We start from the raw sequence: 24,734 nt of genomic DNA, 5'->3' as shown, positions 1-24,734 counted from the left end.
TGATGGTGTAAACATACGCCATTCAATCGAACAGGGGCATGCACATGGCGAAAAAGATCTTCGTTGCGGCGACCGGACAAAACTGTGGCAAGACGACCATCAGCATTTCGCTCATGCACCAGGCCAGGAGGAAGTACCAAAGGGTCGGCTTCGTGAAGCCGTTCGGCCCGAAAGTGCTCCTTTATGACGACTTCATGGTGGATATGGACGCGTTATTGATGGCCAAGGCCTTCGGTCTGGAAGAGGACATCGCGCTCATGTCGCCGGTGGCGCTGTACCGGGATTTCACCAAGGACTACCTGGCCGGCAAGCTCGACGACCTCTCCCTGACGGACTGCATCCTCGCGGCGGTGCGGGAACTGGAGCAGAAATACGACTTTCTCATCATCGAGGGGGCGGGACATGGGGGCGTGGGTGCCGTGATCGGGCTCTCCAACGCCAAGGTGGCGAAGCTCATCGGAGCGCCGGTCATGATCGTGAGCGAAAGCGGCATCGGCAAGGTGATCGACGCGGTGCACCTGAACCTGGCGCTTTACGAGCGGGAAGGAGCGGACGTGAGGGGGATCATCGTCAACAAGATGATGCCCAGCAAGAAGGAGGTCACCAGCAAGTACCTGAAACGCGCCTTCGAGCCGCAGATCAAGGTGATCGACGGCTTCAACTACTCGCCGGTCCTTGCCAACCCGACCCTGAGCCACATCTCCAAGCTTTTCGATCTCCCGTTACACGGGGACCTGAACCAGAAAAGCCGGATCATCCACAACATCCAGCTGGGCGCGGCCTCATCGCAGCGGGTGGTCGACGGGTTGCTCGACTCGACCCTGATGATCGTCACCAGCTCCAGGGACGAACTCATCGTGACGCTCTCGTCGCTGTACCACATCCCGGCCTACAAGGAGAGGATCGCCGGCCTCGTCATTTCCGGCCATGCGCCGGTTTCCGAGGTGACCCAGCAGATACTGCACGACTCGCACATCCCGTACATCCGGGTGGAGGAAACCACGGCCGAAGTCTTCACCGCGCTCTCCGACGACGTGGCCAAGATCACCTATGAAGACCAGGAGAAGCTGAACTGGATCATGGCCAACGCCGAAAAGGACGTCGACTTCTCCGCCATCGACGCGCTGCTGTAAGTACAAAAACAGGGGCTAGGGGCTGGGGTCTAGGGGCTAGTGAAAACACCCCCGATCCCAAGCTCCCAGCCCCTGCGTCTCTACGTTTCTCTCCCTTACTCTTTGGCTTCCAGTCCCCAGTCCCTAGCCCCGCCTCTAAATCTTGTTTCCCGGGGGTCTCGATGGGCCTTCCTGTTCCTTCTGGCACTCCACGCACAACGCGGTGAACGGCATCAATTTCAATCGTGGCAATCCGATGGGCTCCCCGCACCCCTCGCACGTGCCGTAGGTCCCCGACTCCACGCGGCTTTGCGCTTCCTCCAACGCGGTAAGCTGCTGCCGCCGGAGGTCTGCGACGGCGAGGCCGGCGTCCGAGAGCGCGTCGAGCATGCTCTTCTCGCCGGGGTCCTGCGGAATGTCGTACTGGGTCGCCAGGTCCTCCCCCGTCTGTGAAAATAGCTCTTCGCGCAGATCGGCCCAGAGCCGGCGCTTGTACTCGGCCAGCAGATTTCTGAATTCAAGCTGATCGCCTTCCAATTTCTCCGCCATTTCATCCTCCTACAACCGGCACCCCCGGGGGGCTCCGGCGCCTTACTGCGTGGGGGGGAATAACCGCATCACGGAACGTCCTCGATGTCGCACAGCGGACAGAGGAGTTCACCGCTCTCCTTGTCCCTTTGCAGCGGGGAGCCGCAAATGGCACACACCTCCGTCGCATCTTTTACCACCACCGGCCTGTCCTTCAGGATTTCTTCTTCCACACTTACCCTTCTCATAAGGCCTCCTTTGGTTGAACGGCTGCAACCAAAACAGGCCAAAGTATATCGTAAAAACAAGAAAGGGCTTGGAACCACCCTCTTTTCCGAGGGTGACCAAGCCCGCTTTGTCTTTGGACCAGCCGTTCAACGAGGGGTCAGCACGAGTCTCTAAGGGGAAAGCCGGCGTCGATACAGCCAAGAAACTCCACCACGGCCGGGTCATGCCTGCGCTCGCTCTTCACCACCACGCTGCGCCGGCGCGAGTGTTCGAATCCGGCTACGTCGTGCTGCAGCAGCTCCCCTGACTCCAGCTCCCGTGCCGCAATGCTGCGTGAAACGAAGGCTATCCCTCCACCGGAATGCACGGTTTCCAGCGCCAGGCGGAGATCGTCTACCACGACCACCGCTTTGAAATCATCGATCCCGCGGTCGTAGCGCGACAGGTTCATGTTCAGCAGCCGGCGCGACGTGCAGTCGGGTTTGCGGGCGATCAGGCAGTACTGGAAAAGCCGCTCCAGCTCGACCACACCGGGGGGGAGCCCCAGGGAAGGCGCGCTCACGAAAATCAGCTGGTCGCCCGGGAGTTCCACGATTTCAAAACCGGGAACGTCCATCGCCTCGCAATGTTCGATGACGGCCAGGTCGAATTCGTTTTCCTGAAGCGCCTTCACGGCCCGATCCAGCGAATGGAACATGAAACGGAGGTCGACGTTGTCGGCCTTGCGGGCCATGAATTTCTCCAGGACATGGGGCAGGAATCCGACGCCGAAGGTCGGTGTACAGCAGATGGAGAGACGGCTCTTCTCTCCCCTGTGCTTCAGGTCGTTGGCAAGCTGCGCCTCCAAAAGAAGTATCTGCCCGGCACGCTGCACCACCAGCGTTCCAGCCTCGGTCAACAGTAACAGCTTCCCGGAACGGTCCACCAGCTGGCAACCGTAATGCTCCTCCAGGTACTTGATGCGCTGCGACACAGCCGACTGCGTGATCGAGAGATCGGTCGCCGCCTTGGAAAAACTTCCCACCTGCCCTAACACCACCAGCGTCTTAAGATACTCGGTTTGCATTCAGCTCGACCTATATATAATAATATCAATTCCGGTATACACTTATAGCACGCCGCGCGCGGGCAAGGCAAGATTCCTTTCCAGAAAAGTGCGGCAGCGGGGAAACCGGCTGCATTGCCGGCGTAATCACCGCGCGGCTTGGGTGGGAATGCGAGGGGCACAAAAAAAGCCGGATCGGGGAAGGATCCGGCTCAGGGGCGGGTGTAGGTGGGGACAAGAGGGTCAGGTTTCCGGGTACTCGATCTCCTCGCCGAGGTAGTTGCGCACCAAAAGGCGGCTCCCGTCGGCGCTGAACCGGGCCGAGGCGACCTCCACCTTCCCCTTCCCTCCGGGGAGATCGATCACATAGTGCGGTACGGCGAGCCCAGAGGTGTGGCCGCGCAGGGCGGACACGACCCCGATGCCGTCGGCGACGCGGGTCCGGAAATGCGCGGTCCCACGGACCAGGTCCATCTGGTGGATGTAGTAGGGACGCACCCTGATGGCCAAAAGGCGCTGCATCAGTTCGCGCATCACCCGGGGATCGTCGTTCACCCCCTTGAGGAGCACGCTCTGGTTGCCCAGCTGAATGCCGGCATCGGCCAGGCGCGCACAGGCCCGGGCCGACGGTCCAGTTATCTCGCGCGGGTGGTTGAAGTGGGTGTTCACGTAGAGCGGCTGGTGGCGCTTCAGCATGCGCGCGAGCCTCGCCGTCACACGTTCCGGGAGGGTCACCGGGGCCCGGGTGCCGATCCTGATGATCTCGACGTGCGGGATGCGGCGCAGGGCGGTGAGGATCTGGTCCAGGCGGTCGTCGGAGAGCAGCAGCGGGTCGCCGCCGGAGAGGATGACGTCACGGATCTGCGGTTTGGAGGCGATGTAGGCCACGGCCTCGTCCACAGGCGCGGGGCTCATCCCCTGGCACCCGACCCCTCTTTTCCTCATGCAGAAGCGGCAGTAGACGGCACAGGCGGTGGAGACCAGGAACACCACCCGGTCCGGGTAGCGGTGGATCAGGCCGGGTACCGGCGAGAGACGTTCCTCGTCCAGGGGATCGGGGGACTGGGCCAGGTCGTGCAGTTCGGCCGGGTCCGGGACGCACTGGCGCCAGATCGGGTCCCCCGCCTCGCGGATAAGTCCCAGGTAGTACGGGGTGATGCGCATCGGGTAGCGGCGCGCCACCTCTGCGAGTTCCTCCCCCGGCGCATGAAAAAGCCCGGCAAGCTCCTCCGGGCTGGTGATGCATTTCTTGAGGCTGCTCTCCCAGGCTTCCATCAGACCTCGAGGGCTCCGATCAGCGAGCGGACACTTTCAATGCCGTGCTCTGAGAGGTACTGTTCCATCTCCTGCGCGATCCTCTGCGCGGCGGAGGGATCGAGGAAGCTCGCGGTCCCCACCTGGATGGCGGTGGCGCCGGCCAGGATGAACTCCAGGGCGTCGCGGCCGTTCATGATGCCGCCGATGCCGATGAGCGGGAGCTTGACCGCTTTGGCCACCTGCCAGACCATCCTGAGGGCCACCGGCTTGATGGCGGGACCGGAGAGGCCGCCGGTGACGTTGGCCAGCACCGGGCGGCGACGCTCGAGGTCGATGGCCATGCCGGTCAGGGTGTTGATGAGCGAAAGCGCGTCGGCACCGGCATCGGCGCAGGCCTTGGCCATGAGCACCACGTCGGTGACGTTGGGGGAGAGCTTAACGATGAGCGGCTTGGAGGTGTTCCTCTTCACCAGGGAAACCACCTCCTGCGCTGCGCCGGGGTCGGTGCCGAACACGATCCCCCCCTGCTTCACGTTGGGGCAGGAGATGTTGACCTCGATGCCGGCCACGCCGGCAAGGCCGTCGAGCCGGCTCGCCACCTCGCCGTACTCCTCGAGCGTGTTGCCGTAGAGGTTGGCGATCACCGGGGTGTTCACGTTCTTCAGGTAGGGAAGCTTCTGCTCGATGAAGGCGTCGATCCCCACGTTCTGCAGGCCGATGGCGTTCAGCATCCCCCCCGGGGTCTCCACGATGCGCGGCGTCGGGTTGCCGGCCTTGGGCTTCAGGGAGAGCCCCTTGGTCACCATGGCGCCGATGCTTTCCAGGTCGAGGTAGTCGGCGAACTCGGCGCCGTAGCCGAAGGTGCCGGAGGCGGTCATGACGGGGTTGCGCATCTGTATCCCGGCGAGAACCACGGACATGTCAGGTCGTTGCATTGCTAACTCCATTGCAGTTCAAAACTGTCGAATACGGGACCGTCCTTGCAGACGCAGCGGTAATCGGGGGTCTCGTCGGTGTGATTGGCCCCCTTCATGACGCACCCGAGGCAGGCTCCCACGCCGCAGGCCATGTAGGCCTCCATGGAAACCTGGCAGGGAACGCCGTGCTCCTGGGACATCTTGGCCACCGCGTTCAGCATCGGGGTCGGGCCGCAGGCGAAGATGCGCATGCCGGAGGAGAGGTGGCGCTCCAGCACCTGAGTCACGAAGCCGCGCTCGCCCAGGGTGCCGTCGTCGGTCGCCACGTAGGTTTCAACGCCCAGCCTCTCGAACTCGGTGATGCAGAGGACGTCGTCGCGGTTGCGCCCCCCGGCGAAGAGGCGCACCTTCTCGCCGCGCTCCTTGAGCTCCTTGGCCAGATAGTAAAGCGGGGCGAGGCCCACGCCGCCTCCCACGAGGACCTTCTCCTCGCCGGCCGGGCCCATCTGGAACCCCTTCCCCAGCGGGACCAGGAGGTCGACCAGGTCGCCGTGGTGCAGCGCGGAGAGGAGCTTGGTCCCCTTCCCCACCACCTTGTACAGGATCTCGCAGTAGACCTGCGCGCCGCAGCCGGCGTACTCGGGAACGAAGCTCCCCACGTCGAAGAGACCGAAGGGACGCCGCAGCAGCGGATCGATGGCGTCGTTCACCTTCAGCATGACGAACTGCCCGGGGACCGCGGAGGCGAGTTCCTGGGGAGCGGTCATCCTCATCCTGAAGTAATTGGGCGACACCTCGACGTTGGAGATAACCATTGATTTAAACTGCATCGCATTCCTCTACTTGAGCTATGGATAGGTCCATCAGAATGGCGTCGTCGCCATTTTCGTAGTAGTTCTTGCGGCGCCCCACCTCGGTAAAGCCCAGGCGCCGGTACAAGGAGATCGCCTCGTGGTTCCCCACCCGCACCTCCAGGCAGAGCAGAGCGAGCTTCCGCTGCCGGCAGAAGGCGACGGCCCAGTCGACCAGGGCGCGTCCGATCCCGCGCCCCCTGAGAGAGGGGTCGACGGCGACGTCGAGTATCTCCGCCTCGTCCAGCACCTGGGTGAGGCACAGGTACCCCCCGACCTCTCCGCCGGCGGTCACGGCCACCACCGGGTGGCTGCCGGGGCTTTCCATCTCGTCCAGGAAATGGCGCCGGGTCCAGGGGCGTGGGAACGAGGCGGACTCGATTTGGAGGACCTTGTCTAAGTCCTCGATACACATGGGACGCAGTGTTATTTTGTTACCCGGCGCTGGCACAGCCAGGCATATTAAGCAATGCACCAGTCGAAGTAAACAATTTTTTCACTTTGACTTTTAGGGTCGAATGGGATAGATTTCGTCTTTACTTTATCGGAGGTTCCGCCTTGAAAGAGAAGAAAATCACATATAAAGACGCCGGTGTAGACATAGACGCTGGCAACACTTTCGTCAAAATGATCAAGCCGTTGGTCAAGGCCACTTCCCGTCCGGAAGTCCTTGCCGACATCGGCGGTTTTGGCGGTCTCTTCTCGTTGAACACCGGCAAGTACAAACATCCCGTGCTCGTTTCCGGCACCGATGGTGTCGGCACCAAGCTGAAACTTGCCTTCCTGGCCGACCGCCATGACACCATCGGCATCGACCTGGTAGCGATGTGCGTCAACGACATCATCGTGCAGGGCGCCGAGCCCCTCTTCTTCCTCGACTACCTGGCCACGGCGAAGCTCGATCCCGCCAAGGGCGCCTCCATCATCAAGGGGGTTTCCGAGGGTTGCGTCCAGGCCGGCTGCGCCCTGATCGGCGGCGAAACCGCGGAGATGCCCGGCTTCTACACCGGCGACGAGTACGACATGGCAGGCTTCGCGGTCGGCGTGGTGGAGCGCGAGAAGATCATCGACGGCTCCTCCATCACCGTGGGGAACAAGCTGATCGGCCTCTCCTCCTCCGGCCTGCACTCCAACGGCTACTCCCTGGCCAGAAAGGTCATCCTGGAGCACATGGGGCTGAACATCAACGACGAGATCCCCGGTCTGGGCAAGACCGTCGCCGAGGAACTCCTCACCCCGACCCGCATCTACGTCCGTTCCGTCCTGAACCTGCTTCGGGACTTCAACATCAGCGGCCTCGCCCACATCACCGGCGGCGGGCTCCTGGAGAACGTCCCCCGCGTGCTTCCCAACGGCTGCAAGGCCGTGATCAAGAAGGACAGCTGGGAGATCCCAGAGATCTTCAAGATCATCGAGAAGGGCGGCAACATCGAGGAGAACGAGATGTTCCGTACCTTCAACTGCGGCATCGGCATGGTCCTGGTGGTCCCTGAGAACGAGGCCGACGACATCATGATCAGGCTCACCGGGCTCAACGAGACCGCTTTCGTCATCGGAGATGTCGTCAAATGCGACGCCGGCAAGGAGTGCGTGGAGCTGGTCTGATCCGCGCGGAGCCTTTATGGGAAATGAGCTCAAGATAGGGGTACTGATCTCCGGCAGCGGCAGCAACCTGCAGTCGATCATGGACGCCTGCGCTAAGGGGACCGTCAACGGTCGCGTGGTCTGCGTGATCAGCAACAAGGCGGACGCCTTCGGCCTGGAGCGGGCCAGGAAAGCGGGCATCCCGGCTCTGCACCTGGACCACCGCGCCTACACCGGCCGCGAGGCGTTCGACGAGGCCCTGGTGGCGACCCTGCGCGAGTTCGACGTGGACCTGGTGGTGCTGGCGGGCTTCATGCGCATCATCACCCCGGTGCTTCTGGATGCCTTCCCCATGCGGGTCATGAACATCCATCCGGCGCTGCTCCCCGCCTTCCCCGGGCTGCACGCCCAGCGCCAGGCCCTGGAATACGGCGCCAAGGTCGCCGGCTGCACCGTCCACTTCGTGGACTGCGGCACCGATACCGGGCCGATCATCATCCAGGCCGCGGTGCCGGTCCTCGAGGGGGACACCGAGGAGACCCTGTGCGCCCGCATCCAGAAGGAAGAACACCGGATCTACCCCGAGGCGGTCAGGCTCTTCTCCGAGGGGCTCCTGCAGGTGGACGGCAGGGTGGTCACCGTCTCGGCATAAGCCTCAAGCTCAAACAGAATATGAAGGCCCCCTCGCAATGCCAGGGGGCTTTTTTTATGGAAGGCCTCCCCCTCCCTCTTTCCCCTCCCTCTTTCCCATGGCGCCTTCCCCGCGTTTCTGCTATAACCACGCCCATGCCCATCCGTCGCGCCGCCACATTACTGTTCTTATTTCTCCTGACCCTCCTGACCTGCGGCTGTTCCATCACGCAGGCGTTGCGGGTCCGCGATCATGAAAGGGTCGACGTGCAGAGCATGATCGCCGACCTTTCCGGGAGTCCGGTGCTCTTTCTGGGCGAGCGGCACGACGCCTCCGCGCACCACGAGCTGCAACTGCGGGTGCTCGAGGCCCTGAAGGCGCAGGGGAAGGACCTGGTGATCGGCATGGAGATGTTCGAGAAGGTAAGCCAGCCCGCGCTGGACGCCTGGAGCGCGGGAAGGGTGCCGGAGTCCGCCTTTCGCAAGGTGTACCAGTGGAGCTGGCGTCACATCCCCTGGGGCATGTACAGCGATATCTTTTTCTTCGCCCGCGACAACCACATCCCGATCGTGGCGCTGAACGCGCCGCGCGGCATCGTCCAGAACGTCGCCCAGCGCGGCTTCGGCTCCCTGAGCGCCGCCGAGCTTGCGGACCTGCCGCCCGACGTCGACGCGAGGGTGACTGACCAGTTCCTGAACTTCATGCGGGGATCCTTCCCAAGCCACGGCCGAAGCGGCGACGCGTACCGGCACATCGCCGAGGCGCAGATGCTGCGCAACATGGTCATGGCCAGACGCATCAACGACTACATGGCCGCGCATCCCAAAAAGGTGATGGTCGTGATCGCTGGGGGTGGGCACGCGCGTGGGGTCGGCGGGGTTCCGGCCGAATTGAGGGGAAACCTGGACTACAAGATCGTGCTCCCGCCGGTTCCGCCGTTGGACGAGGAGAGCGTTACCCCCGAGGACGCGGATTACCTGCTGGTGGAGCGGTTCTAAGCGGGGAATCCGGGTGGCGTGTCAGAGTTGCCGGTCCAGTTGCTGATCCAGTGAGTAGAGCCAGGCCAGGAGTTCGGCGACGGCCTGGTAGAGTTCGGGGGGGATCTCGGCGTCGAGGTCGACCTGCATCAGCATGGAGACCAGTTCGGGGGACTGGTGCACGTACACGCCGTGCTCTTTGGCGAGGGAGATGATCGCCTCCGCGCTGATCCCCGCCCCCTTGGCGATCACCCTGGGAGCGCCGGCCTCATCGGGATGGTAGGCCATGGCGACGGCGCGTTTTATGTCGGAGGTTCTTTTAGCCATCCTTGGCCGCCATCTTGTTCAGGTGCAATCCGTTCGCTGCCAGCGAGGCGCGCAGCTCGCCGCTTTCCTGCCGCATAAGCTCCGAGGCGCCGGGACGGTCACAGACCAGTTCCACGTTGATCCCCTCGGGGGTGAACCGAAGGTGGGCCTTCACCCCTCCCAGGCGCGGCAACTCCAGCGAGAGGTTCGCCTCGATACCCTGCTCCCACTGTTCGGAGCTCCCCTCCCCGACCACCAGCCTCATCTCCTGCCCGGGCCAGGCCTCCCCCTGCCAGGCCAGCACACCGGTATTCAGCAGGTGCAGTTGCTCCTTGATGAACGGCAGCGTGCGGCTGTCGGCGATGGCCCCCCCCGTCTCGTCACCCGCCGTGCCCCCATCCCCTTCCGACAACAAGCGGGAAAGCTTGCCCTGGGGCTCCTTGAGCAGCTCCTTGAGCGGCAGCCCGCCGAGCGCCCACTGGGCCAGGTGCGATTCGTAGAAAAGCCCGTTCTGGGTGAGGCTCGCCTTCAACTTGCCGGCGAGCTGGGCGGTGGCAAGTTCCGGGTGTTCGACCAGCGGCTCCTGCGCCGGCGGCAGCGAAGTGGCGTTTTCCACGACGTCGGCGAGCCATTTGCCCATGGAACTGAGCTGCACCGATTCGGTCTGGGGGCGCAGCATCTGGAAGGTGACGCGGGGATCGGCGGTGACGAAGGTGAGTTCGAGCGTTTCACCCGGCTGCACGTTGAGCGGGATCTCCAGCTTGTAAAGCTCACCGGCCACCCGCGCCATGTACAGGTTGTTGGGGAGGTTGGCGATGATCTCCGCCTTAACCTGCTGCCCGGGGTTCAACTGCAGCAGAGAACTGGCGCGCTCCTGCACGTCGGCGGTCGGGGTGACCGCCGTCTTGGCCAGGATGGTCAATACCTGTTTTTGAGCGTCGTCGTTGATCAACATGCCGCGTCCCCTGCAACATAAACCGGTTCTACGTCCTACGTCCTACGTTCTAGGTTCGGGGTCCAGGCGTCAAAGGGTCTGGCTTCATGAAGCAGCACCGCTACGGCTGCGCCGCCGGCGCCTTCCTTTTAAAAAACTCCCGTCCCCTCTGCACAGCCCGGTCCATGTAGTAGTAGACCACCGGCGTGATGTAGAGCGTCAAAAGCTGCGACACCAGGAGTCCACCCACTACCGCCAGGCCGAGCGGCCGCCTCCCTTCGGAGCTTGCCCCAATGGCGAGGGCGATAGGGAGCGTCCCCATGAGCGCCGCCATGGTCGTCATCATGATGGGACGGAAACGGACCAGGCACCCCTGGTGAATCGCGTCCATCGGGCTCTTCCCCTCACGCCTCTGCGCATCGAGCGCGAAATCGATCATCATGATGGCGTTCTTCTTCACGATCCCCACCAGCATGATGATCCCCACGAAGGCGTACAGGTCCAGCTCCTTGTGAAACAGCATCAGCGTCAACAACGCCCCGAGACCGGCGGAAGGAAGCCCCGAGAGGATGGTGATCGGGTGCACGTAGCTCTCGTACAGGATCCCGAGCACCAGGTAGATCACCACCACGGCGGCCAGCAGCAGGAGCGTCAGCCCCTTGGTCGAGGACTGGAAAGCCTGCGCCGCCCCCTGGAACCCGGTGTTGATCCCCGGGGGAAGCGTGCTCGCCGCCAGCTTCTCGACCGCCGCCACCGCATCTCCCAGGGGGACTCCCGGCTTCACGTTGAAGGAGACCGTGACGCTCGTGATCTGCCCCAGGTGGTTCACCGACAAAGGCCCCAGCGATTTCGCCAGCGTGGTCATGGTGGAAAGCGGCACCAGCGCGCCGGTCGAGGACCGCACATAGAGCAGTCCCAGTGCCGAAGGGTCGAGCCGGTACTGCGGCTCCAGTTCCAGGATCACCTGGTACTGGTTGGTCGGGGCGAAGATGGTCGACACCTGCCTGGAACCGTAGGCGTAATAGAGCGCGTCCTCGATCTGCTGCGCCGTGACCCCGAGCGCCGTCGCCTTGTCACGGTCGATTTTCAGATCGACCTGCGGGTTCTTGAGCTGCAGGTCGCTGGTCACGTCGAGCAGCTGCGGCACCTGCTTCAGCTTCTGCTCGAAGGCCGCGGCGCTCTCGTAAAGGAGCTGGGTGTCCGGGCTCTGCAGCACGAACTGGTACTGGCTCTTGGAGAGCTGCGCCTCCAGCCTGATCGGCGGCGGGTTCTGCATGAAAGCCTGGATCCCCGGCACCTCGGCCAGTTTCGGGCGGAGCTTCTGGATCACCTGGTCCACCGGCTCCTTCCTCTCACTTCTCGGCTTGAGCGTGATAAACATGAACCCGGAGTTGGAGCCGACCCGGGAGCCAGAGGCGCCGACGGTGGACATGAACCCCTTGATGTTCGGGTTGGCCGCGATCCGCTTCGCGAGTTCCTGCTGGTGGGTGACCATCTCGTTGAACGACGCCCCCTGGGCCCCCTCGGTGGTGCAGTAGAAGGAGTCGAGGTCCTCGCTGGGGAGAAGCCCCATGGGCATCACCTTGAAGAGATAGACGGTGGCAACGGTCATGACCAGGGTGACGGCGAGGGTGGCGCGGCGGTACCGCAGCACAGCTGTCAGGGTCGTGCTGTAACCGGCAAGCATGGCGTCGAAGCAGCGCTCCAGGAGAAGGTACAGCCTCCCGTGACGCTCCTCGGCCGGCGGGTGCAGGAACCGGCTGCAGAGCATGGGGGTGAGGGTCAGGGAGACCACGCCCGAGATGAGGATGGCACAGGTGATGGTGACCGCGAACTCGTGCAGCAGCCGCCCGAGCATCCCCCCCATGAAGAGCACCGGGATGAACACGGCCACCAGCGAGATGGTCATGGAGACGATGGTGAACCCGATCTCCTTCGCCCCCTTGAGGGCGGCTTCCATGGGCCGTTCGCCCGCTTCCATGTGGCGCACGATGTTTTCCAGCATGACGATGGCGTCGTCCACCACGAAGCCGACCGACAGGGTGAGCGCCATGAGGGTGATGTTGTTCACCGAGAAGCCGAGGCCATACATGGCCGCGAAGGTGCCGATGAGGGAGATGGGGAGCGCGAGGCTTGGAATCACCGTGGCGGAGAGGTTCCTGAGGAACAGGAAGATCACCATGATCACCAGCCCGATGGTGAGCACCAGGGTGAACTTCACGTCGGCCACCGAGTGCCGGATGGCCTGGGAGCGGTCGTAGAGTTCGTGCAGGGTGACGGAGCCGGGAAGCTGTTCGCGAAAGCCCGGGAGAAGCTTCTTGATCGAGTCCACCACCTCGATGGTGTTGGTGCCGGGCTGGCGCTGCACGGCAAGGATGATGGCGCGCTCGGTGCCGTTGAACCAGCCTGCGATCTTGTCGTTCTCCACCGAGTCGATAACGCTCCCGAGGTCGGACAGGCGCACCGGCGACCCGCCGCGATAGGCGACGATCAGCGGCCGGTAGGCGGCGGCATCGAGGAGCTCCCCCTGGGACTGGATGGCGAAGGACTTGCTGGCGTCCTGTAGTGTCCCGGTGGGGAGATTCACGTTACCGCCGGAGAGGGCCTGGGAGACCTCGTCGATCCCGATCTTCCTGGAGGCGAGCGCCATCGGGTTCAGCCGCGCCCGGACCGCGTACTTCTGGGCGCCGTAGACCTGCACCTGGGCCACCCCGCTCACCATGGAGACACGCTGCGCGATCATGGTGTCGGCGTACTCGTTCACCTGGGACAGCGGCAGGGTCTTCGAACTGAGCACCAGGTAGAGCACCGGCTGGTCCGCGGGGTTCACCTTCTGGTAGGAGGGGGGGGACGGCATGTCCTGGGGGAGCTGGCGGCTCGCCTTGGTGATGGCGGATTGCACGTCCTGCGCCGCGGCGTCGATGTCGCGCTCCAGCGCGAAGCGGAGCGTGATGCGTGTCACCCCCTGGCCGCTGGTGGAGTTCATGGTGTCGATGCCGGCGATGGTGGAGAGCTGGCGCTCAAGCGGCGTCGCGACGGCGCTGGCCATGGTCTCGGGGTTCGCCCCGGGGAGGTTGGCGGTGACCTGGATGGTGGGGTAATCGACGTTGGGAAGGTCGTTCACCGGGAGCAGCTGGTAGCCGATCACCCCCGCCAGCACGATGGCGAGCATGACCAGGCTGGTCATCACCGGCCGCCGGATGAAGAGTTCCGCCAGGTTCATGAGGGAGCCCCGCCCTTCACAGCGACCTTCCCTCCCGGCACCAGCTTCACCTGTCCGTCGGTAACCACCGTGTCGCCCGGAGCAACCCCCTTCTCGATTACGGTCATACCGTCAAGAGACGGCCCGGTGCTGACCGGGCGCACCTCCGCCGTGGAGTCGGGCTTCACGACATAGACGAATTCCCCCTGCTGCCCGGTCTGGACGGCGCGGGTGGGGACGACGGTCGCGCCTTTTTTGGTGTCGAGGGTGATGGCTACATTCACGAACTGGCCGGGCCAGAGCGTCTTGCCGGCGTTGGCGAAGGTGGCCTTCACCTTAATGGTGCCGGTGGCGGGATCGACCCCGTTGTCCAGGAAGGTCACCGTCCCCTGCTCCGCGACGGCACTCCCGGCGACGCGCGCCTGGACCGGGAGCCTGCCCCCTACCCTTCCCTTGATGGTGGCCAGGTCCTTTTCCGGGAGGGAGAAGGTGACGTAGAGCGGGGCGATCTGGTTGATGGTAACCAGCGCCGTGTCGTTCTCCTTGACGAGGTTTCCGGCGTGGGTGGCAAGACCGCCGGTGCGCCCGGTCATGGGGGAGCGGATGAAGCAGTAATCAAGCTGCAGCTTGGCGTTGTCCACCGCTGCGCGCAGCGAGGCCACCGAGGCAGAGAGGGAGTCGGCGTTGGCCTGGAGCTGGTCGTACTGCTCGCGGGTCACGATCCCCTCCTGCCAGAGCGAGGCGTACCGCTTGGCCTGTTCCTTGGCGTTGTTGGCGCTGGCGAGGTCCCGGGCCAGGTTCGCCTGTGCCTGCGCCAGCTGAGCCTGGAAGGGACGCGGATCAACGGTGAACAGCAGCGCCCCCTTGGCGACATCGTCCCCCTCCTTGAACCGCACCGCGGTGATCATCCCGGTGACGCGGGATTTGAGGGCGACGGTGGCGAACGGTTCGACGTTGCCGATGGCACGCAGCTCAATGGGGACATCTTTGCGGGTGGCACGCGCCACGGTGACCGGTGCTGCAGGCTTGGCCTTCGGTTTTTCCGCCTCACTGGAGCAGCCAGCCACCAGGGGGGCGCACAGGAGCACGAGCAGCAGAAACCGGGGAAGGATGTGGGCAAGAGCGGGGATCGACACGGGTTTTTCTCCTTTGCGGCGGGGAGGCTGGAAGATTCATAGCACACTCCGCAACCAATTAGTAGCCAAGAAAGCGGGATTCATAATGTTTCCTTTTTTAAAAATTTCGCTGCAGCTAAACATATCGCAAGAGGCGGCCGATAAGGAGGTGAAGGAAGGTTGCGACAGCTGCACCGACAGCGAGGGCACGGCGAGATGAAACATCCACTGCGCATCCTGATCGTAGACGATTCCCCCGAGGACGCCGTTCTCATCGTCCGGCACCTTCAGAAGGAATTCGCGCCCATTTACGAGCGCGTAGAGACTCCGGAGGAGATGGAGGCGGCCCTGGACCGCGGCGGGTGGCACCTGGTCATCTCCGACTACGTCATGCCACGTTTCAGCGGGCCGGGTGCGCTGCAGCTCATGCACGAGCGCGGCGTCGACCTCCCCTTCATCATGGTATCGGGGCAGATGGGGGAGGATGCGGCCGTCGAGGCGATGCGTGCCGGTGCGCACGACTACCTGATCAAGGACCGCCTTTCGCGGCTTATCCCCGCCATCAAGCGGGAGTTGAGGGAAGCGGTGGTGCGCCGCGAGCGGCGCGAGGCCGAAGAGGCGCTTTCCGCGACCGAGGCGCGCTTTCAGAGCCTGGTGGAGCAGTCCCTGGTCGGCATCTTCATGCTGCAGGAAGACATCTTCATCTATGCGAACCCAAAGCTCGGCTCCATCTTTGGTTACCCTCCAGAGCACCTTATCGAGAAGCGCAGCATCCTCGACCTGGTCGCGCCGGACGACCAGATCCGGGTGTTGACCCAGTTCCTGCGCCCGCTCAAAGAGGGGAGCGAGCCGCTGCACTTCTTCTTCCGGGGCACGCGGCAGGACGGCGCCGCCATCGACCTGGAGGTGAACGGCACCAGGACCCTGATCAACGGCTCCGATGCCGTCATCGGGACGCTGCTCGACATCACCGAGCGGCGGCGGGCCGAGGCCGAACTGAGCAAGTTGTGGCGTGCAGTCGAACAGAGCCCGGTGTCGGTGGTGATCACCGACCTCCAGGGGTACATCGAGTACGTGAACCCGAAGTTCATCGAGGTGTGCGGCTACCCGGAACACGAACTGATCGGCAAGAAGACCAGCATCCTCAGGTCAGGCACCATGGGGGATGAATTCTACCGGGAACTCTGGGAAACCATCGGCTCCGGAAAGGAGTGGCACGGAGAGCTGCACAACCGGAAGAAAAACGGGGATCTTTTCTGGGAGAGCTGTTCCATTTCGGCGGTCAAGAACCCGGAGGGGCAGATCACCCACTTCGTCGGCGTCAAGGAGGACATCACCGAGAGAAAGCTCGTCGTGGACCAGATGCGGCAGGTGCAGAAGATGGAGGCGGTCGGGCAGCTGGCCGGGGGGATCGCCCACGACTTCAACAACCTGCTCACCGTGATCAACGGCTACAGCACGCTTTTGATCCGGGCCCTGGACGAGAAATCGCCCATGCGCAAGGAGGCGGAACAGATCCTGCGCGCCGGCGAGCGGGCGGCCGACCTCACCCGGCAGCTCTTGAGCTTCAGCCGGCGGCAGATCATGGAGCCGCGGGTGCTGGACATCAACCGCCAGGTAAGATCGGTGCAGAAGATGCTGGAACGGCTGATCGGCGAGAACATCCGGCTGGTCACCGAGCTCGCTCCAGACGCCGGGCTGGTCAGGATGGACCCCGGACAGCTGGAACAGATCGTCATGAACCTCGTGGTGAACGCCCGGGACGCCTCCGACACCGGCGGAGTGATCACGGTATCGACCGTGAACCGGGAGCTGGACGAGGGGTACACGCACCGGCACCCGGGCTCCCAGACGGGAGATTACGTGGTACTGAGTGTCACCGACCGGGGCCAGGGAATGACCGAAGAAGTGAAGCAGCGGCTCTTCGAACCGTTCTTCACCACCAAGGAGATGGGGCGCGGCACCGGGCTCGGGCTTGCTACCGTGTACGGCATCGTGAAGCAGTGTGGCGGCTACATCGAGGTGATCAGCGAGCCCGGACAGGGGGCGCGCTTCGACATCTACCTGCCGCGCACAGAGCAGGAGGCAGAATCCCAGGGCGAGCGGCAGTCGGACGACTCCATTGACACGGACCACACCATTCTGGTAGTTGAGGATGAGCCCGGAGTGCTGAACCTGGTGGTGCACACCCTGAGAATGCGCGGTTTCAGGGTGCTGGAGACGACGGACCCCGAACAGGGAATAGTCCTGTTCGAACGGCACGCCGACGAGATCGACATGCTCCTGACCGACGTGGTCATGCCGTTCATGAGCGGTCCGACCCTGGCCGAACACCTGCTGGCCAGAAAGCCGACGCTCAAAGTACTTTTCATGTCTGGGCACACTGACAACCGGACCAGCTTCGAGAAAACGCTGGAAAAAGGGATGCAGTTCCTGCCCAAGCCCTTTGCAAGTGACGCCCTGATCAGAAAGGTGAGGGACACCCTGCAGGGGACCGGGTCGCAAGAAGCGGCGCGGGCGATTCCAGGAGGTAGCAATTGAAAGGGAACATACTCATAGCCGACGACGAGGACATGATCAGAGAACTGATCAACATCACTCTGTCCAAGGAAGGATTCACCTGCTTCCAGGCCGGCAGCGCGGAAGAAGGCCTGGACATAATCAACAGCCAGCAGCTGGACCTCGCCCTTTTGGACATCATGATGCCGGGGCGCTCGGGTATCGATCTGCTCAAGGACATAAAGCAGGTCGCACCGGACACCACGGTGCTGATGATCACCGCGATGAACGACATGGACACCGCGCTTTCCTGCATCCACAACGGCGCCGAGGACTACATCACCAAGCCGTTCAACCTGGACCGGGTGCTTTTGACCGTGAAGAACACGCTGGAGAAGCGGCGCCTGGTCATGGAGAACAAGGAGTACCAGGCCAACCTGGAGCTCAAGGTCCGCGAGCAGACCGAGGTGATCAGGACCGTCATGGGCGAGATCAACCTCGCCTACGAGCACACGCTGGCGGCGCTGATCCGCGCGCTGGACGCGAGGGAAAAGGAAGTCGGCTCGCATTCCGAGCGGGTGATGGCGTACACGTGCCTTCTGGCGGAAAAGGCGGGAATCGGGCCGGAAGAGCGTGTCATCATGGGCAAGGGCGCCCTTTTGCACGACATCGGCAAGATCGGCGTGTCCGACAACATACTCCTGAAGCCGGGGAAACTCGACGACGAGGAGTGGAAGGTGATGCGCCAGCACCCGAAGATCGGATTCGACATCCTGGCCGGGATCAAGTACTTCTCCGACGCCGCCGAACTGGTGCTGTTCCACCACGAACGCTATGACGGCATGGGCTATCCTCACCGCGCGGCCGGCGAGGCCATCCCCATCAGCGCGCGCATCTTCTCGCTGGTGGACACCCTGGACGCCATGACCTCGGACCGCCCCTACCGCAAGGCCCTCACCTTCCAGGCGGTGCTCGACGAAGTGGTGCGCTGCTCGGGTCAGCAGTTCGACCCGAGGCTGGTGGACGTGTTCCTCTCCATTGCCAAGGAGGAGTGGGAAAGGGCGGCAGGAAAAACCCTGTAACCAGGACTCCTTGCGACTCTGTGGGGGCGAATGATTATTCGCCCAGCGCTGTAGCCCCGGGACAGGACAGCCGGCGCAAGGGCACGAACAAGGGCGAATGACTATCCGCCCCGACAGCATCACAAAAAAGAAGAGCCGGCGGACCATCTGGTCGCCGGCTCTTTTTGCATCTGCGTCAGGGAATCAGGCGGGGTCGCCCGTCCCGATCCGGTAGCGCTCCAACCGGTCCCTCAGCGTGTTGCGGCTGATGCCCAACAGCTTGGCGGCGAAAACCTGGTTGTTGTTGCTCTTCTCCATCGCCATGTGGATGAGCGCCTTCTCCAGCCCCATGTTGACGCTCTCGTAGATGGAGCCTTTGTTCTTCTGGCAGATGCCGTCGAAAACCGGCTCCAGCATACTCCAGAACACCTCGTAATAGTCATCGCCCACAACATCGAGGTCGACTTCCTTGAACCCGGCCTTCGCGGTGAGGAAGGACTCGAAGTCACCGGAAACCAGGATGTCGCCGCGGCAAAAGACCACCGCGGAGTTGATGACGTTCTTCAATTCCCTGATGTTCCCCTCGAACTGGTGGTTCATCAAGAGCGCCATGGTGTCGGGGGCGACCCCTTTCACGTTCTTGCCGTACTTCTTGGCGAACTTCTTGACGAAGAGGTCGACCAGGAGCGGGATGTCCTCGGTCCGGTCCCGAAGCGGCGGCAGGAAGAAGTTCACCACGCGCAGACGGTAGAAAAGGTCCATCCGGAAGGACTTCTCCTTCACCGCGGCGAGCAGCGAACGGTTGGTGGCCGCGATGACGCGGACATCCACCTTGATGGTCTCGTTCCCCCCTACCCGCTCGAATTCCTGGTTCTCGAGAACGCGCAGGAACTTCCCCTGGTTTGCGGGGCTCATCTCCCCGATCTCGTCGAGGAAGATGGTGCCGCCGTTGCATTGCTCGAACTTGCCGATGCGGCGGGTATGGGCGTCGGTGAAGGCCCCCTTCTCGTGGCCGAACAGCTCGGACTCGAGCAGGGCCTCGGGGAGCGCGGCGCAGTTGACGGCCAGGAAGGGACGGTTCTTGCGGCGGGAGTTGTTATAGATGGCGCGGGCCAGCAGTTCCTTGCCGGTTCCGGATTCGCCCTGGATCAGCACGGTGGCATCGGAATCCGCGACGGTCCCCACCATCTTCCAGATCTCGATCATCTCTGGGGAGGAACCGATCATCAGGTCCTCGGTGAGATCCTCCTCCACCTGGGCGCGCTCCTTGGTATAGCGCACCTTGCGGCTCAGGAGGTTGCACTCCAGCGCCTTCTTGACGGCACCCTTCAGCTTGTTCATGTCGAAGGGCTTGGTCACGTAGTCGAAAGCGCCGTGCTTCATCGCCTCGATGGCGTTTTGGGTGGTCTTGTAGCCGGTAGCCATGATGACGGCGAGGCCGGGGTCGATCTTCTTCGCCTCTTTGAGCACCTCGATGCCGGACTTCTGGGGGAGGCTTATGTCCATGATCGCCACATTGGGGCGATCGGCGATGACGCGCTTCAATGCTCCTTCGCTGTCACTCTCCAGCAGCAGTTCGTATTCCTCGCCCGTGAAGATGGTCTTCAGCATGAGCAGGATGTCGTGATCGTCATCCAGAATCAGCAGTTTCGCAGTCATGGCCGCTCCCCCGATGGGCTATTATAATCCGCGCCACCCCGTTGCCAAGGTCGGGCGTATCAAAGTTTCTGTGAGTGACGCCGGGTGATAGTAAAAGAACCGCCCTTTTGGAGAAGCGGTTCTTTTGGTTGGTCTCTAAAGATCGTTACGATTACTGATCGTCGTCTTCGTAATCGTCGTCACCGTATTCGTCAAGGTCGTCAGCGTTCTCGTCTTCCTCGTCGAACTCATCGGCAAGGTACTGCGGGCGGTCATCCTCTTCTTTTATGGCTTCGAAGCGGGACAGGATCACGGGGTTGGTGCAAAAACGCCCTTCCTTGCAGGTGCAGGTGTCGAGATCGCACAGGTCGAAAAGCTGGATTTCGCTGCACAACCTTTTGGTACTAGTATCCATTTCTTACCTCTGAGAATTGCGGTCAATACTTTTATCGCCCTGCAGCGTTACAACTTTAGCAGAAATTCCTCACAGGACGATCAATCCTACAATAAAACCCTACCCGTTGACAAATGATCCGGCAGCAACCGGTGCCTGCGCCGATTCGGTGAGGAAATCGGTGGCAGCTTTGACGTCCGCCTTGCAGCCGATGTAGATCGGAGCCCTCTGGTCCAGCGACTCGGGCACGATGTCGAGGATCGGGATGTGGCCGTTGCTGGCGGCGCCGCCGGCGTGCTCGATGATGAACGCCATCGGGTTCAATTCGAACAGCACGCGCAGCTTGCCGTTGGGCGAGCCTTTCAGGGCCGGGTACATGAAAAGCCCCTTCCCTTTCATCAGCACCTGGTTGATGTCCGGGACGAAGCCGCCGGAGTAGCGCAGCTTGCACCCCTTGGCCTCCAGGTGGCGGATGAACTTCTCGTCGCCGTCGTTGTACTTGTTCCTGAGCCCGCCGGGCGCGTAGATGTTCCCCTCTTCCTGCATCCTGATGTTCTCGCGGGTCAGGGTGAACTCCATCAGGTTGTTCATGGTGAACTCGTGCACGCCGTCGCCCACGGTGTAGACCAGGGAGACCCTCGGTCCGTACAGGATGTACATGGCGGCGACCTGGTTACGGCCGGGCTGGAGCAGGTCGCATCCTTCGTAGATGGAGACGATGGTGCCGACGGCGAGGTTCACGTCGACAAGCGACGAGCCGTCGAGGGGATCGTAGGCGACGGAGTAGAGTCCGTCGGCGCTGGCCTGTGCCTGGTAGATCTCGTCCATCTCCTCGGAGGCGATGTTGCACACCACGCCGGAGTGGATGAGGCGCTTTCTCATGATGCGATCGGAGAGGACGTCGAGGGCAAGCTGCTCTTCGCCGTAAAGGTTAGAGGTACCTGCGACACCCAGGTCGCCGGTGCGCACCGCGTTGATGACGTACTTGCTGGCCTCGGCTATCTCACAGATGAGGTGCACGAGGTTATCACTGATGCTCTGACCACGCAGATGACGGCGCAGTTCTATCTGGAATTTCGACGTTCCCGGTGCAGCTGGCATAGGTCCCTCCAAGATTAAATTAAAATTATTTTACGACCCGGTAGAGTAAGTCAAAAAGGAGCACAAATCAAGGAAAAAAAGGGTGAAATCTCGAAACGAAAACAGGGAACTTGGTAAACAAAATTGACCACATAGTGAGAGCAATAGGTTATGAGTTGTCTCCTTTATGACGTGCCTATGCAGGGGGACATCAAAGTGGCATTTTGAGCATGAAAAAAGCGCCTGCACTGTAGAAAGTGCAGGCGCCGTAAGTACCGCAGTTGCTACTGTAGGGGCGAATAATCATTCGCCCCCCTCTTCCATTATGCGACCCAGTCGTCGTCCTCCTCGACCGGTGCGAAGCCGCGGCGCATGGTGTTCTCGGTGACCACCCTCGGGTCCATGAAGTGCAGCAGGTAGTCGTGCCCCCCCGCCTTGGTGCCGACGCCGGACATCTTGGAGCCGCCGAAGGGCTGGCGGCCGACGAGTGCGCCGGTGTTGTTGCGGTTCAGGTACAGGTTGCCGACGCGGAACTGGCGACGCGCCTGGGCCAGGTGCTCCGGGCTCCTGGAGAAGACGCCGCCGGTCAGGGCGAACTTGGTGGAGTTGGCCCACTCGATCGCCTGGTCGAAGTCCTTCGCGCGCATCACGGCGAGAACCGGTCCGAAGATCTCCTCCTGGGCGATCCTGTGCTCCGGCTTGATGCCGCCGATGATGGTCATCGGGACGTAGTAGCCGCCGTCGCTCGGCACCTTGCTCTCGTAGAGCACGTGCCCTTCCTTCTTGCCGATCTCGGCGTACTCCTTGATGGTCTTCATCGCCTTGTCGTCGGCGACGGCCCCCATGTAGTGGGCCGGATCCTCGGAGGGGCCGACCAGGGTCGCCTGCGCCATGGAGACCAGGCGCTCCACGAACTTGTCGTACACCGCGTCGAGGACGATGACACGGGAGCAGGCCGAGCACTTCTGCCCCTGGAAGCCGAAGGCGGAGTAGAGGACATGCGGTACCGCCTCGTCCAGGTCGGCGTCGTCGTCGATGATGATGGCGTTCTTGCCTCCCATCTCGCAGACGATCTTCTTCACGTTCTCCTGGCCCGGGTAGACCTTGGCGGCGCGGTCGATGATCCTGAGGCCGACCTCCATGGAGCCGGTGAAGGCGATAAGGGAGACGTCGGGGCTGTCCACCAGGAAGTCGCCCATGACGGAGCCGCGGCCCGGGGTGTAGTTGAACACCCCTTCCGGAAGCCCCGCTTCGCGGAACAGTTCCACGATGTGGTAGCCGATGACGGAGGTGATGCCGGAGGGCTTGAACACGACGCAGTTACCGGCCACGATGGCGGCGGAAGTCATGCCGAGGCTGATGGCGAGCGGGAAGTTCCACGGTGCGATGACCGCGGCCACGCCTTTGGGCTCGTAGAAGTAGTGGTTCAGCTCGCCCGGCGCGTTGCCCACGCGCTTCGGGGTCCCCAGGGTGATCATCTCGCGGGCGTAGTATTCGAGGAAGTCGATCGCCTCGCATACGTCGGCGTAAGCCTGGTCCCACTGCTTGCCGATTTCGAGCACCTGCCATGCGGAGAGCTCGAAGATGCGGCGGCGCGCCACCGCGGCGGCCTTGATGAGGTACTGGGCGCGGTCTTTGGGCTCGGTGTCGCGCCATGCGGGGAAGGCCTTCTTGGCGGCCGCGATGGCGTCGCCCACTTCCTTGGTCCCGGCCTGGCAGATGACCCCGATGGTCTCGGACGGCTTGTTCGGGTTCACCGACGGGATGGTGTCGGCGGTCTTCACTTCCTTGCCGTTGATGAAGAGCGGATAGGTCTTGCCCAGCTGCTTTCTTACTTCCGCGATCTCTTTCGGGAAGGCGGCGCGGTGGTCGGCGCGGGTGAAGTCGACCATCGCCTCGTTGTAGAACGGCTTCAATCCGCCGGGCCCCTTGGCTTCCGCCTTCTTGGCGGCGGCGCGTGCGGCGCGCTCACGCTGTGCGGTGATCTCCGGGTCCTCGAGAAGGCGCTCGATCTGTGCATCCTCGGCGAAGCTCTGACGCAGGAAGGATTCGTTGGCGGTGTTCTCGAGCAGACGGCGCACCAGGTAGCCCATGCCCGGAACCATGTCGCCGTACGGGCAGTAGAGGCGGATGCGGCCGGCGACCTTCAGGATCCCCCTTCTGACCGGCTCGGCCATGCCGTAGAGCACCTGGAACTCGTAACGCTCGTCGGGAACGTTCAGCTCCTTCGCCATCTCCATGACCGCCGAAATGGTCCTGATGTTGTGGGAAGCGCAGGCGAAGTGGCAGATGTCGGAGCTTTCCAGGATCATCTTGGCCTGGCGCTCGTAAGCGGCGTCGGACTCGGCCTTGATGGTCCAGACCGGGATCGCCCAGTCGTTCTGCTTGGCCTTGACGGTCTCCATGTCCCAGTAGGCGCCTTTCACGAGGCGGATGGAGATCTTCACGTTCTTCTGGCGGGCCCAGGCGAGAAGCTCCGGGAGGTCCTTGTCGGTGTCCACCAGGTAGGCCTGGAGCACGATACCGAACTGGTCGTAATTGGGGAACTCGAGCTTGAGCCGCTTGTACACCTCGATGATGATGTCCTTGTGGCGGTAGGACTCCATGTCGATGCAGAGGAAGCCATCCAGTTCCATGACTTTCTTCGCTATCTTCCTGACGCGCTCCAGGATGGCGACCACCGAGCCCTCGAAGTCCTGCGGGTTGGCAAGGCAGAAGAGCGCAGTCGGCTTGACCGCCACGTTGACCTTCGGCGCGTGCCCCCAGTCGAGGTTCGCGTCCCCCCCCTTGCCCGGCAGCGGTTTCCACTCCTTGTACTCCTTCTTGAGCGAATCGAGGAGTTCGAGGTAGGTGTTCATGTAGATGTCCGCTTCCTTCTCGGAAAGCGTCGCCTCGCCCAGCACGTCCACGACGAACGCGAAGCCGTCCTTTCTAAGGCGCTCCATGTTCTTGATGGCTTCCTTGGTGTTCTCGCCCACGATGAACTGGCGGGCCATTTCCTGGATGTTGGTAGTGAGGAACTTGTTCAGCATCGCCCCGCCGAAGGAGCCGAGCATCCCGGCAACCTTGGCGCCGGTGGAAAGGACCGGCGGCATGTCCTTCTCTTCGCCGAAGTATTCGCGGATGTGATCGGTGAGGAGCTTGCCGGTGGTGAGGGACGGGAATACGTCCACAAAGCGGAACATCTGGATCTTGAAGGTTTCGTTCTGCATGCTCCAGTCCATCACCTTGCCCATCCAGGCGCCCTTGTTGAAGAGGGACGGCTTTTCGCCGGAGATGGTGGAGAAGAACTCCTTGCCCCGTGCAATGACTCTGTTGTTCAGTTCGGTGTTGTTCATCCAAAGGCTCCTTTATTACAGGTTGTTCCAAGAGGAA

General features: G+C 62.5%; 21 protein-coding genes. 6 read left to right on the top strand and 15 right to left on the bottom strand.

Features of this window, described 5'->3' with window-relative positions; translation table 11 throughout:
• The first annotated feature begins 44 nt into the window (after positions 1-44).
• Positions 45-1,133, top strand: a complete 1,089-nt coding sequence (locus tag KP001_RS04290; protein ID WP_217288342.1) for a dethiobiotin synthase — start codon at positions 45-47, stop codon at positions 1,131-1,133.
• A gap of 135 nt (positions 1,134-1,268) precedes the next feature.
• Here KP001_RS04290 and KP001_RS04285 read toward each other — a convergent pair whose 3' ends face one another.
• The 7 genes from KP001_RS04285 to rimI form a co-directional block, all read right to left on the bottom strand.
• Positions 1,269-1,661, bottom strand: a complete 393-nt coding sequence (locus KP001_RS04285) for a TraR/DksA family transcriptional regulator (protein WP_217288341.1) — start codon at positions 1,659-1,661, stop codon at positions 1,269-1,271.
• 68 nt (positions 1,662-1,729) lie between these two features.
• Positions 1,730-1,888 (bottom strand): Sjogren's syndrome/scleroderma autoantigen 1 family protein, encoded by a 159-nt coding sequence (locus tag KP001_RS04280; RefSeq protein WP_217288340.1) that lies wholly within the window; start codon positions 1,886-1,888, stop codon positions 1,730-1,732.
• Between the two features lie 137 nt (positions 1,889-2,025).
• Positions 2,026-2,934 (bottom strand): LysR family transcriptional regulator, encoded by a 909-nt coding sequence (locus KP001_RS04275; RefSeq protein ID WP_217288339.1) that lies wholly within the window; start codon positions 2,932-2,934, stop codon positions 2,026-2,028.
• Positions 2,935-3,156: 222 nt separating this feature from the next.
• A complete protein-coding gene (locus KP001_RS04270; RefSeq protein ID WP_217288338.1) occupies positions 3,157-4,188 on the bottom strand; it encodes a KamA family radical SAM protein in 1,032 nt (343 codons plus the stop codon).
• Positions 4,188-5,105, bottom strand: a complete 918-nt coding sequence (locus KP001_RS04265) for a dihydroorotate dehydrogenase (RefSeq protein ID WP_217288337.1) — start codon at positions 5,103-5,105, stop codon at positions 4,188-4,190. The genes KP001_RS04270 and KP001_RS04265 overlap by 1 nt, the downstream gene beginning before the upstream one ends.
• Positions 5,106-5,107: 2 nt before the next feature.
• Complete coding sequence (locus tag KP001_RS04260) at positions 5,108-5,917, bottom strand: dihydroorotate dehydrogenase electron transfer subunit (protein ID WP_217288336.1); 810 nt, start codon at positions 5,915-5,917, stop codon at positions 5,108-5,110.
• On the bottom strand, positions 5,907-6,353 hold the full coding sequence (rimI, locus tag KP001_RS04255; RefSeq protein WP_217288335.1) for a ribosomal protein S18-alanine N-acetyltransferase: 447 nt from the start codon (positions 6,351-6,353) through the stop codon (positions 5,907-5,909). The genes KP001_RS04260 and rimI overlap by 11 nt, the downstream gene beginning before the upstream one ends.
• Positions 6,354-6,496: 143 nt before the next feature.
• Here rimI and purM point away from each other — a divergent pair, with 143 nt between their 5' ends.
• From purM to KP001_RS04240, 3 genes are all read left to right on the top strand, one after another.
• Positions 6,497-7,543 carry a phosphoribosylformylglycinamidine cyclo-ligase gene (purM, locus tag KP001_RS04250; RefSeq protein ID WP_217288334.1) on the top strand — a complete coding sequence of 349 codons (1,047 nt, stop codon included), beginning with the start codon at positions 6,497-6,499 and terminating at the stop codon, positions 7,541-7,543.
• A gap of 16 nt (positions 7,544-7,559) precedes the next feature.
• On the top strand, positions 7,560-8,174 hold the full coding sequence (purN, locus tag KP001_RS04245) for a phosphoribosylglycinamide formyltransferase (protein ID WP_217288333.1): 615 nt from the start codon (positions 7,560-7,562) through the stop codon (positions 8,172-8,174).
• Between the two features lie 134 nt (positions 8,175-8,308).
• Positions 8,309-9,151 (top strand): ChaN family lipoprotein, encoded by an 843-nt coding sequence (locus KP001_RS04240; protein ID WP_217288332.1) that lies wholly within the window; start codon positions 8,309-8,311, stop codon positions 9,149-9,151.
• Between the two features lie 21 nt (positions 9,152-9,172).
• Here the strand turns inward: KP001_RS04240 and KP001_RS04235 are convergent, their stop codons facing one another.
• From KP001_RS04235 to KP001_RS04220, 4 genes are all read right to left on the bottom strand, one after another.
• Positions 9,173-9,457, bottom strand: coding sequence for an EscU/YscU/HrcU family type III secretion system export apparatus switch protein (locus KP001_RS04235; RefSeq protein WP_217288331.1), 285 nt, complete (start codon positions 9,455-9,457; stop codon positions 9,173-9,175).
• Complete coding sequence (gene fliK / locus KP001_RS04230) at positions 9,450-10,391, bottom strand: flagellar hook-length control protein FliK (protein ID WP_217288330.1); 942 nt, start codon at positions 10,389-10,391, stop codon at positions 9,450-9,452. Before fliK ends, KP001_RS04235 begins: the two co-directional genes overlap by 8 nt.
• A gap of 100 nt (positions 10,392-10,491) precedes the next feature.
• Entirely contained in the window at positions 10,492-13,593 is a 3,102-nt protein-coding gene (locus tag KP001_RS04225) for an efflux RND transporter permease subunit (RefSeq protein ID WP_217288329.1), read from the bottom strand.
• Complete coding sequence (locus KP001_RS04220; RefSeq protein WP_239027888.1) at positions 13,590-14,708, bottom strand: efflux RND transporter periplasmic adaptor subunit; 1,119 nt, start codon at positions 14,706-14,708, stop codon at positions 13,590-13,592. The genes KP001_RS04225 and KP001_RS04220 overlap by 4 nt, the downstream gene beginning before the upstream one ends.
• Before the next feature lie 195 nt (positions 14,709-14,903).
• On the opposite strand from KP001_RS04220, the gene KP001_RS04215 reads away from it, so the two are divergent.
• Both KP001_RS04215 and KP001_RS04210 read left to right on the top strand, forming a co-directional pair.
• Positions 14,904-17,228 carry a PAS domain-containing hybrid sensor histidine kinase/response regulator gene (locus KP001_RS04215; RefSeq protein WP_217288328.1) on the top strand — a complete coding sequence of 775 codons (2,325 nt, stop codon included), beginning with the start codon at positions 14,904-14,906 and terminating at the stop codon, positions 17,226-17,228.
• Complete coding sequence (locus KP001_RS04210; RefSeq protein ID WP_217288327.1) at positions 17,225-18,268, top strand: HD domain-containing phosphohydrolase; 1,044 nt, start codon at positions 17,225-17,227, stop codon at positions 18,266-18,268. The genes KP001_RS04215 and KP001_RS04210 overlap by 4 nt, the downstream gene beginning before the upstream one ends.
• Positions 18,269-18,451: 183 nt before the next feature.
• Here the strand turns inward: KP001_RS04210 and KP001_RS04205 are convergent, their stop codons facing one another.
• The 4 genes from KP001_RS04205 to pruA all read right to left on the bottom strand — a co-directional run bounded on the left by KP001_RS04205 (position 18,452) and on the right by pruA (position 24,697).
• On the bottom strand, positions 18,452-19,906 hold the full coding sequence (locus KP001_RS04205; protein ID WP_217288326.1) for a sigma-54-dependent transcriptional regulator: 1,455 nt from the start codon (positions 19,904-19,906) through the stop codon (positions 18,452-18,454).
• A gap of 151 nt (positions 19,907-20,057) precedes the next feature.
• The gene (locus tag KP001_RS04200) at positions 20,058-20,300 is read right to left on the bottom strand and encodes a hypothetical protein (RefSeq protein WP_217288325.1); all 243 of its coding nucleotides are present in this window, start codon (positions 20,298-20,300) and stop codon (positions 20,058-20,060) included.
• A 99-nt stretch (positions 20,301-20,399) separates the two neighbouring features.
• Complete coding sequence (locus KP001_RS04195; protein WP_217288324.1) at positions 20,400-21,380, bottom strand: class 1 fructose-bisphosphatase; 981 nt, start codon at positions 21,378-21,380, stop codon at positions 20,400-20,402.
• Positions 21,381-21,682: 302 nt separating this feature from the next.
• Positions 21,683-24,697 (bottom strand): L-glutamate gamma-semialdehyde dehydrogenase, encoded by a 3,015-nt coding sequence (pruA, locus tag KP001_RS04190; protein WP_217288323.1) that lies wholly within the window; start codon positions 24,695-24,697, stop codon positions 21,683-21,685.
• Positions 24,698-24,734 lie beyond the last annotated feature (37 nt).

Origin of the sequence: Geomonas subterranea, assembly GCF_019063845.1 — a bacterium.
Classification (GTDB): domain Bacteria; phylum Desulfobacterota; class Desulfuromonadia; order Geobacterales; family Geobacteraceae; genus Geomonas; species Geomonas subterranea.
The sequence above is the reverse complement of the archived record's forward strand: the minus strand, read 5'-3'. Positions and strand labels throughout refer to the sequence as shown.

What these genes read in the sequence shown, in the direction of transcription:
- KP001_RS04290 (WP_217288342.1), top strand. Translation starts at nt 45, where the DNA reads ATGGCGAAAAAGATCTTCGTTGCGGCGACCGGACAAAACTGTGGCAAG.
- KP001_RS04285 (WP_217288341.1), bottom strand. Translation starts at nt 1,661, where the DNA reads ATGGCGGAGAAATTGGAAGGCGATCAGCTTGAATTCAGAAATCTGCTG.
- KP001_RS04280 (WP_217288340.1), bottom strand. Translation starts at nt 1,888, where the DNA reads ATGAGAAGGGTAAGTGTGGAAGAAGAAATCCTGAAGGACAGGCCGGTG.
- KP001_RS04275 (WP_217288339.1), bottom strand. Translation starts at nt 2,934, where the DNA reads ATGCAAACCGAGTATCTTAAGACGCTGGTGGTGTTAGGGCAGGTGGGA.
- KP001_RS04270 (WP_217288338.1), bottom strand. Translation starts at nt 4,188, where the DNA reads ATGGAAGCCTGGGAGAGCAGCCTCAAGAAATGCATCACCAGCCCGGAG.
- KP001_RS04265 (WP_217288337.1), bottom strand. Translation starts at nt 5,105, where the DNA reads ATGCAACGACCTGACATGTCCGTGGTTCTCGCCGGGATACAGATGCGC.
- KP001_RS04260 (WP_217288336.1), bottom strand. Translation starts at nt 5,917, where the DNA reads ATGCAGTTTAAATCAATGGTTATCTCCAACGTCGAGGTGTCGCCCAAT.
- rimI (WP_217288335.1), bottom strand. Translation starts at nt 6,353, where the DNA reads ATGTGTATCGAGGACTTAGACAAGGTCCTCCAAATCGAGTCCGCCTCG.
- purN (WP_217288333.1), top strand. Translation starts at nt 7,560, where the DNA reads ATGGGAAATGAGCTCAAGATAGGGGTACTGATCTCCGGCAGCGGCAGC.
- KP001_RS04240 (WP_217288332.1), top strand. Translation starts at nt 8,309, where the DNA reads ATGCCCATCCGTCGCGCCGCCACATTACTGTTCTTATTTCTCCTGACC.
- KP001_RS04235 (WP_217288331.1), bottom strand. Translation starts at nt 9,457, where the DNA reads ATGGCTAAAAGAACCTCCGACATAAAACGCGCCGTCGCCATGGCCTAC.
- fliK (WP_217288330.1), bottom strand. Translation starts at nt 10,391, where the DNA reads ATGTTGATCAACGACGACGCTCAAAAACAGGTATTGACCATCCTGGCC.
- KP001_RS04225 (WP_217288329.1), bottom strand. Translation starts at nt 13,593, where the DNA reads ATGAACCTGGCGGAACTCTTCATCCGGCGGCCGGTGATGACCAGCCTG.
- KP001_RS04215 (WP_217288328.1), top strand. Translation starts at nt 14,904, where the DNA reads ATGAAACATCCACTGCGCATCCTGATCGTAGACGATTCCCCCGAGGAC.
- KP001_RS04205 (WP_217288326.1), bottom strand. Translation starts at nt 19,906, where the DNA reads ATGACTGCGAAACTGCTGATTCTGGATGACGATCACGACATCCTGCTC.
- KP001_RS04200 (WP_217288325.1), bottom strand. Translation starts at nt 20,300, where the DNA reads ATGGATACTAGTACCAAAAGGTTGTGCAGCGAAATCCAGCTTTTCGAC.
- KP001_RS04195 (WP_217288324.1), bottom strand. Translation starts at nt 21,380, where the DNA reads ATGCCAGCTGCACCGGGAACGTCGAAATTCCAGATAGAACTGCGCCGT.
- pruA (WP_217288323.1), bottom strand. Translation starts at nt 24,697, where the DNA reads ATGAACAACACCGAACTGAACAACAGAGTCATTGCACGGGGCAAGGAG.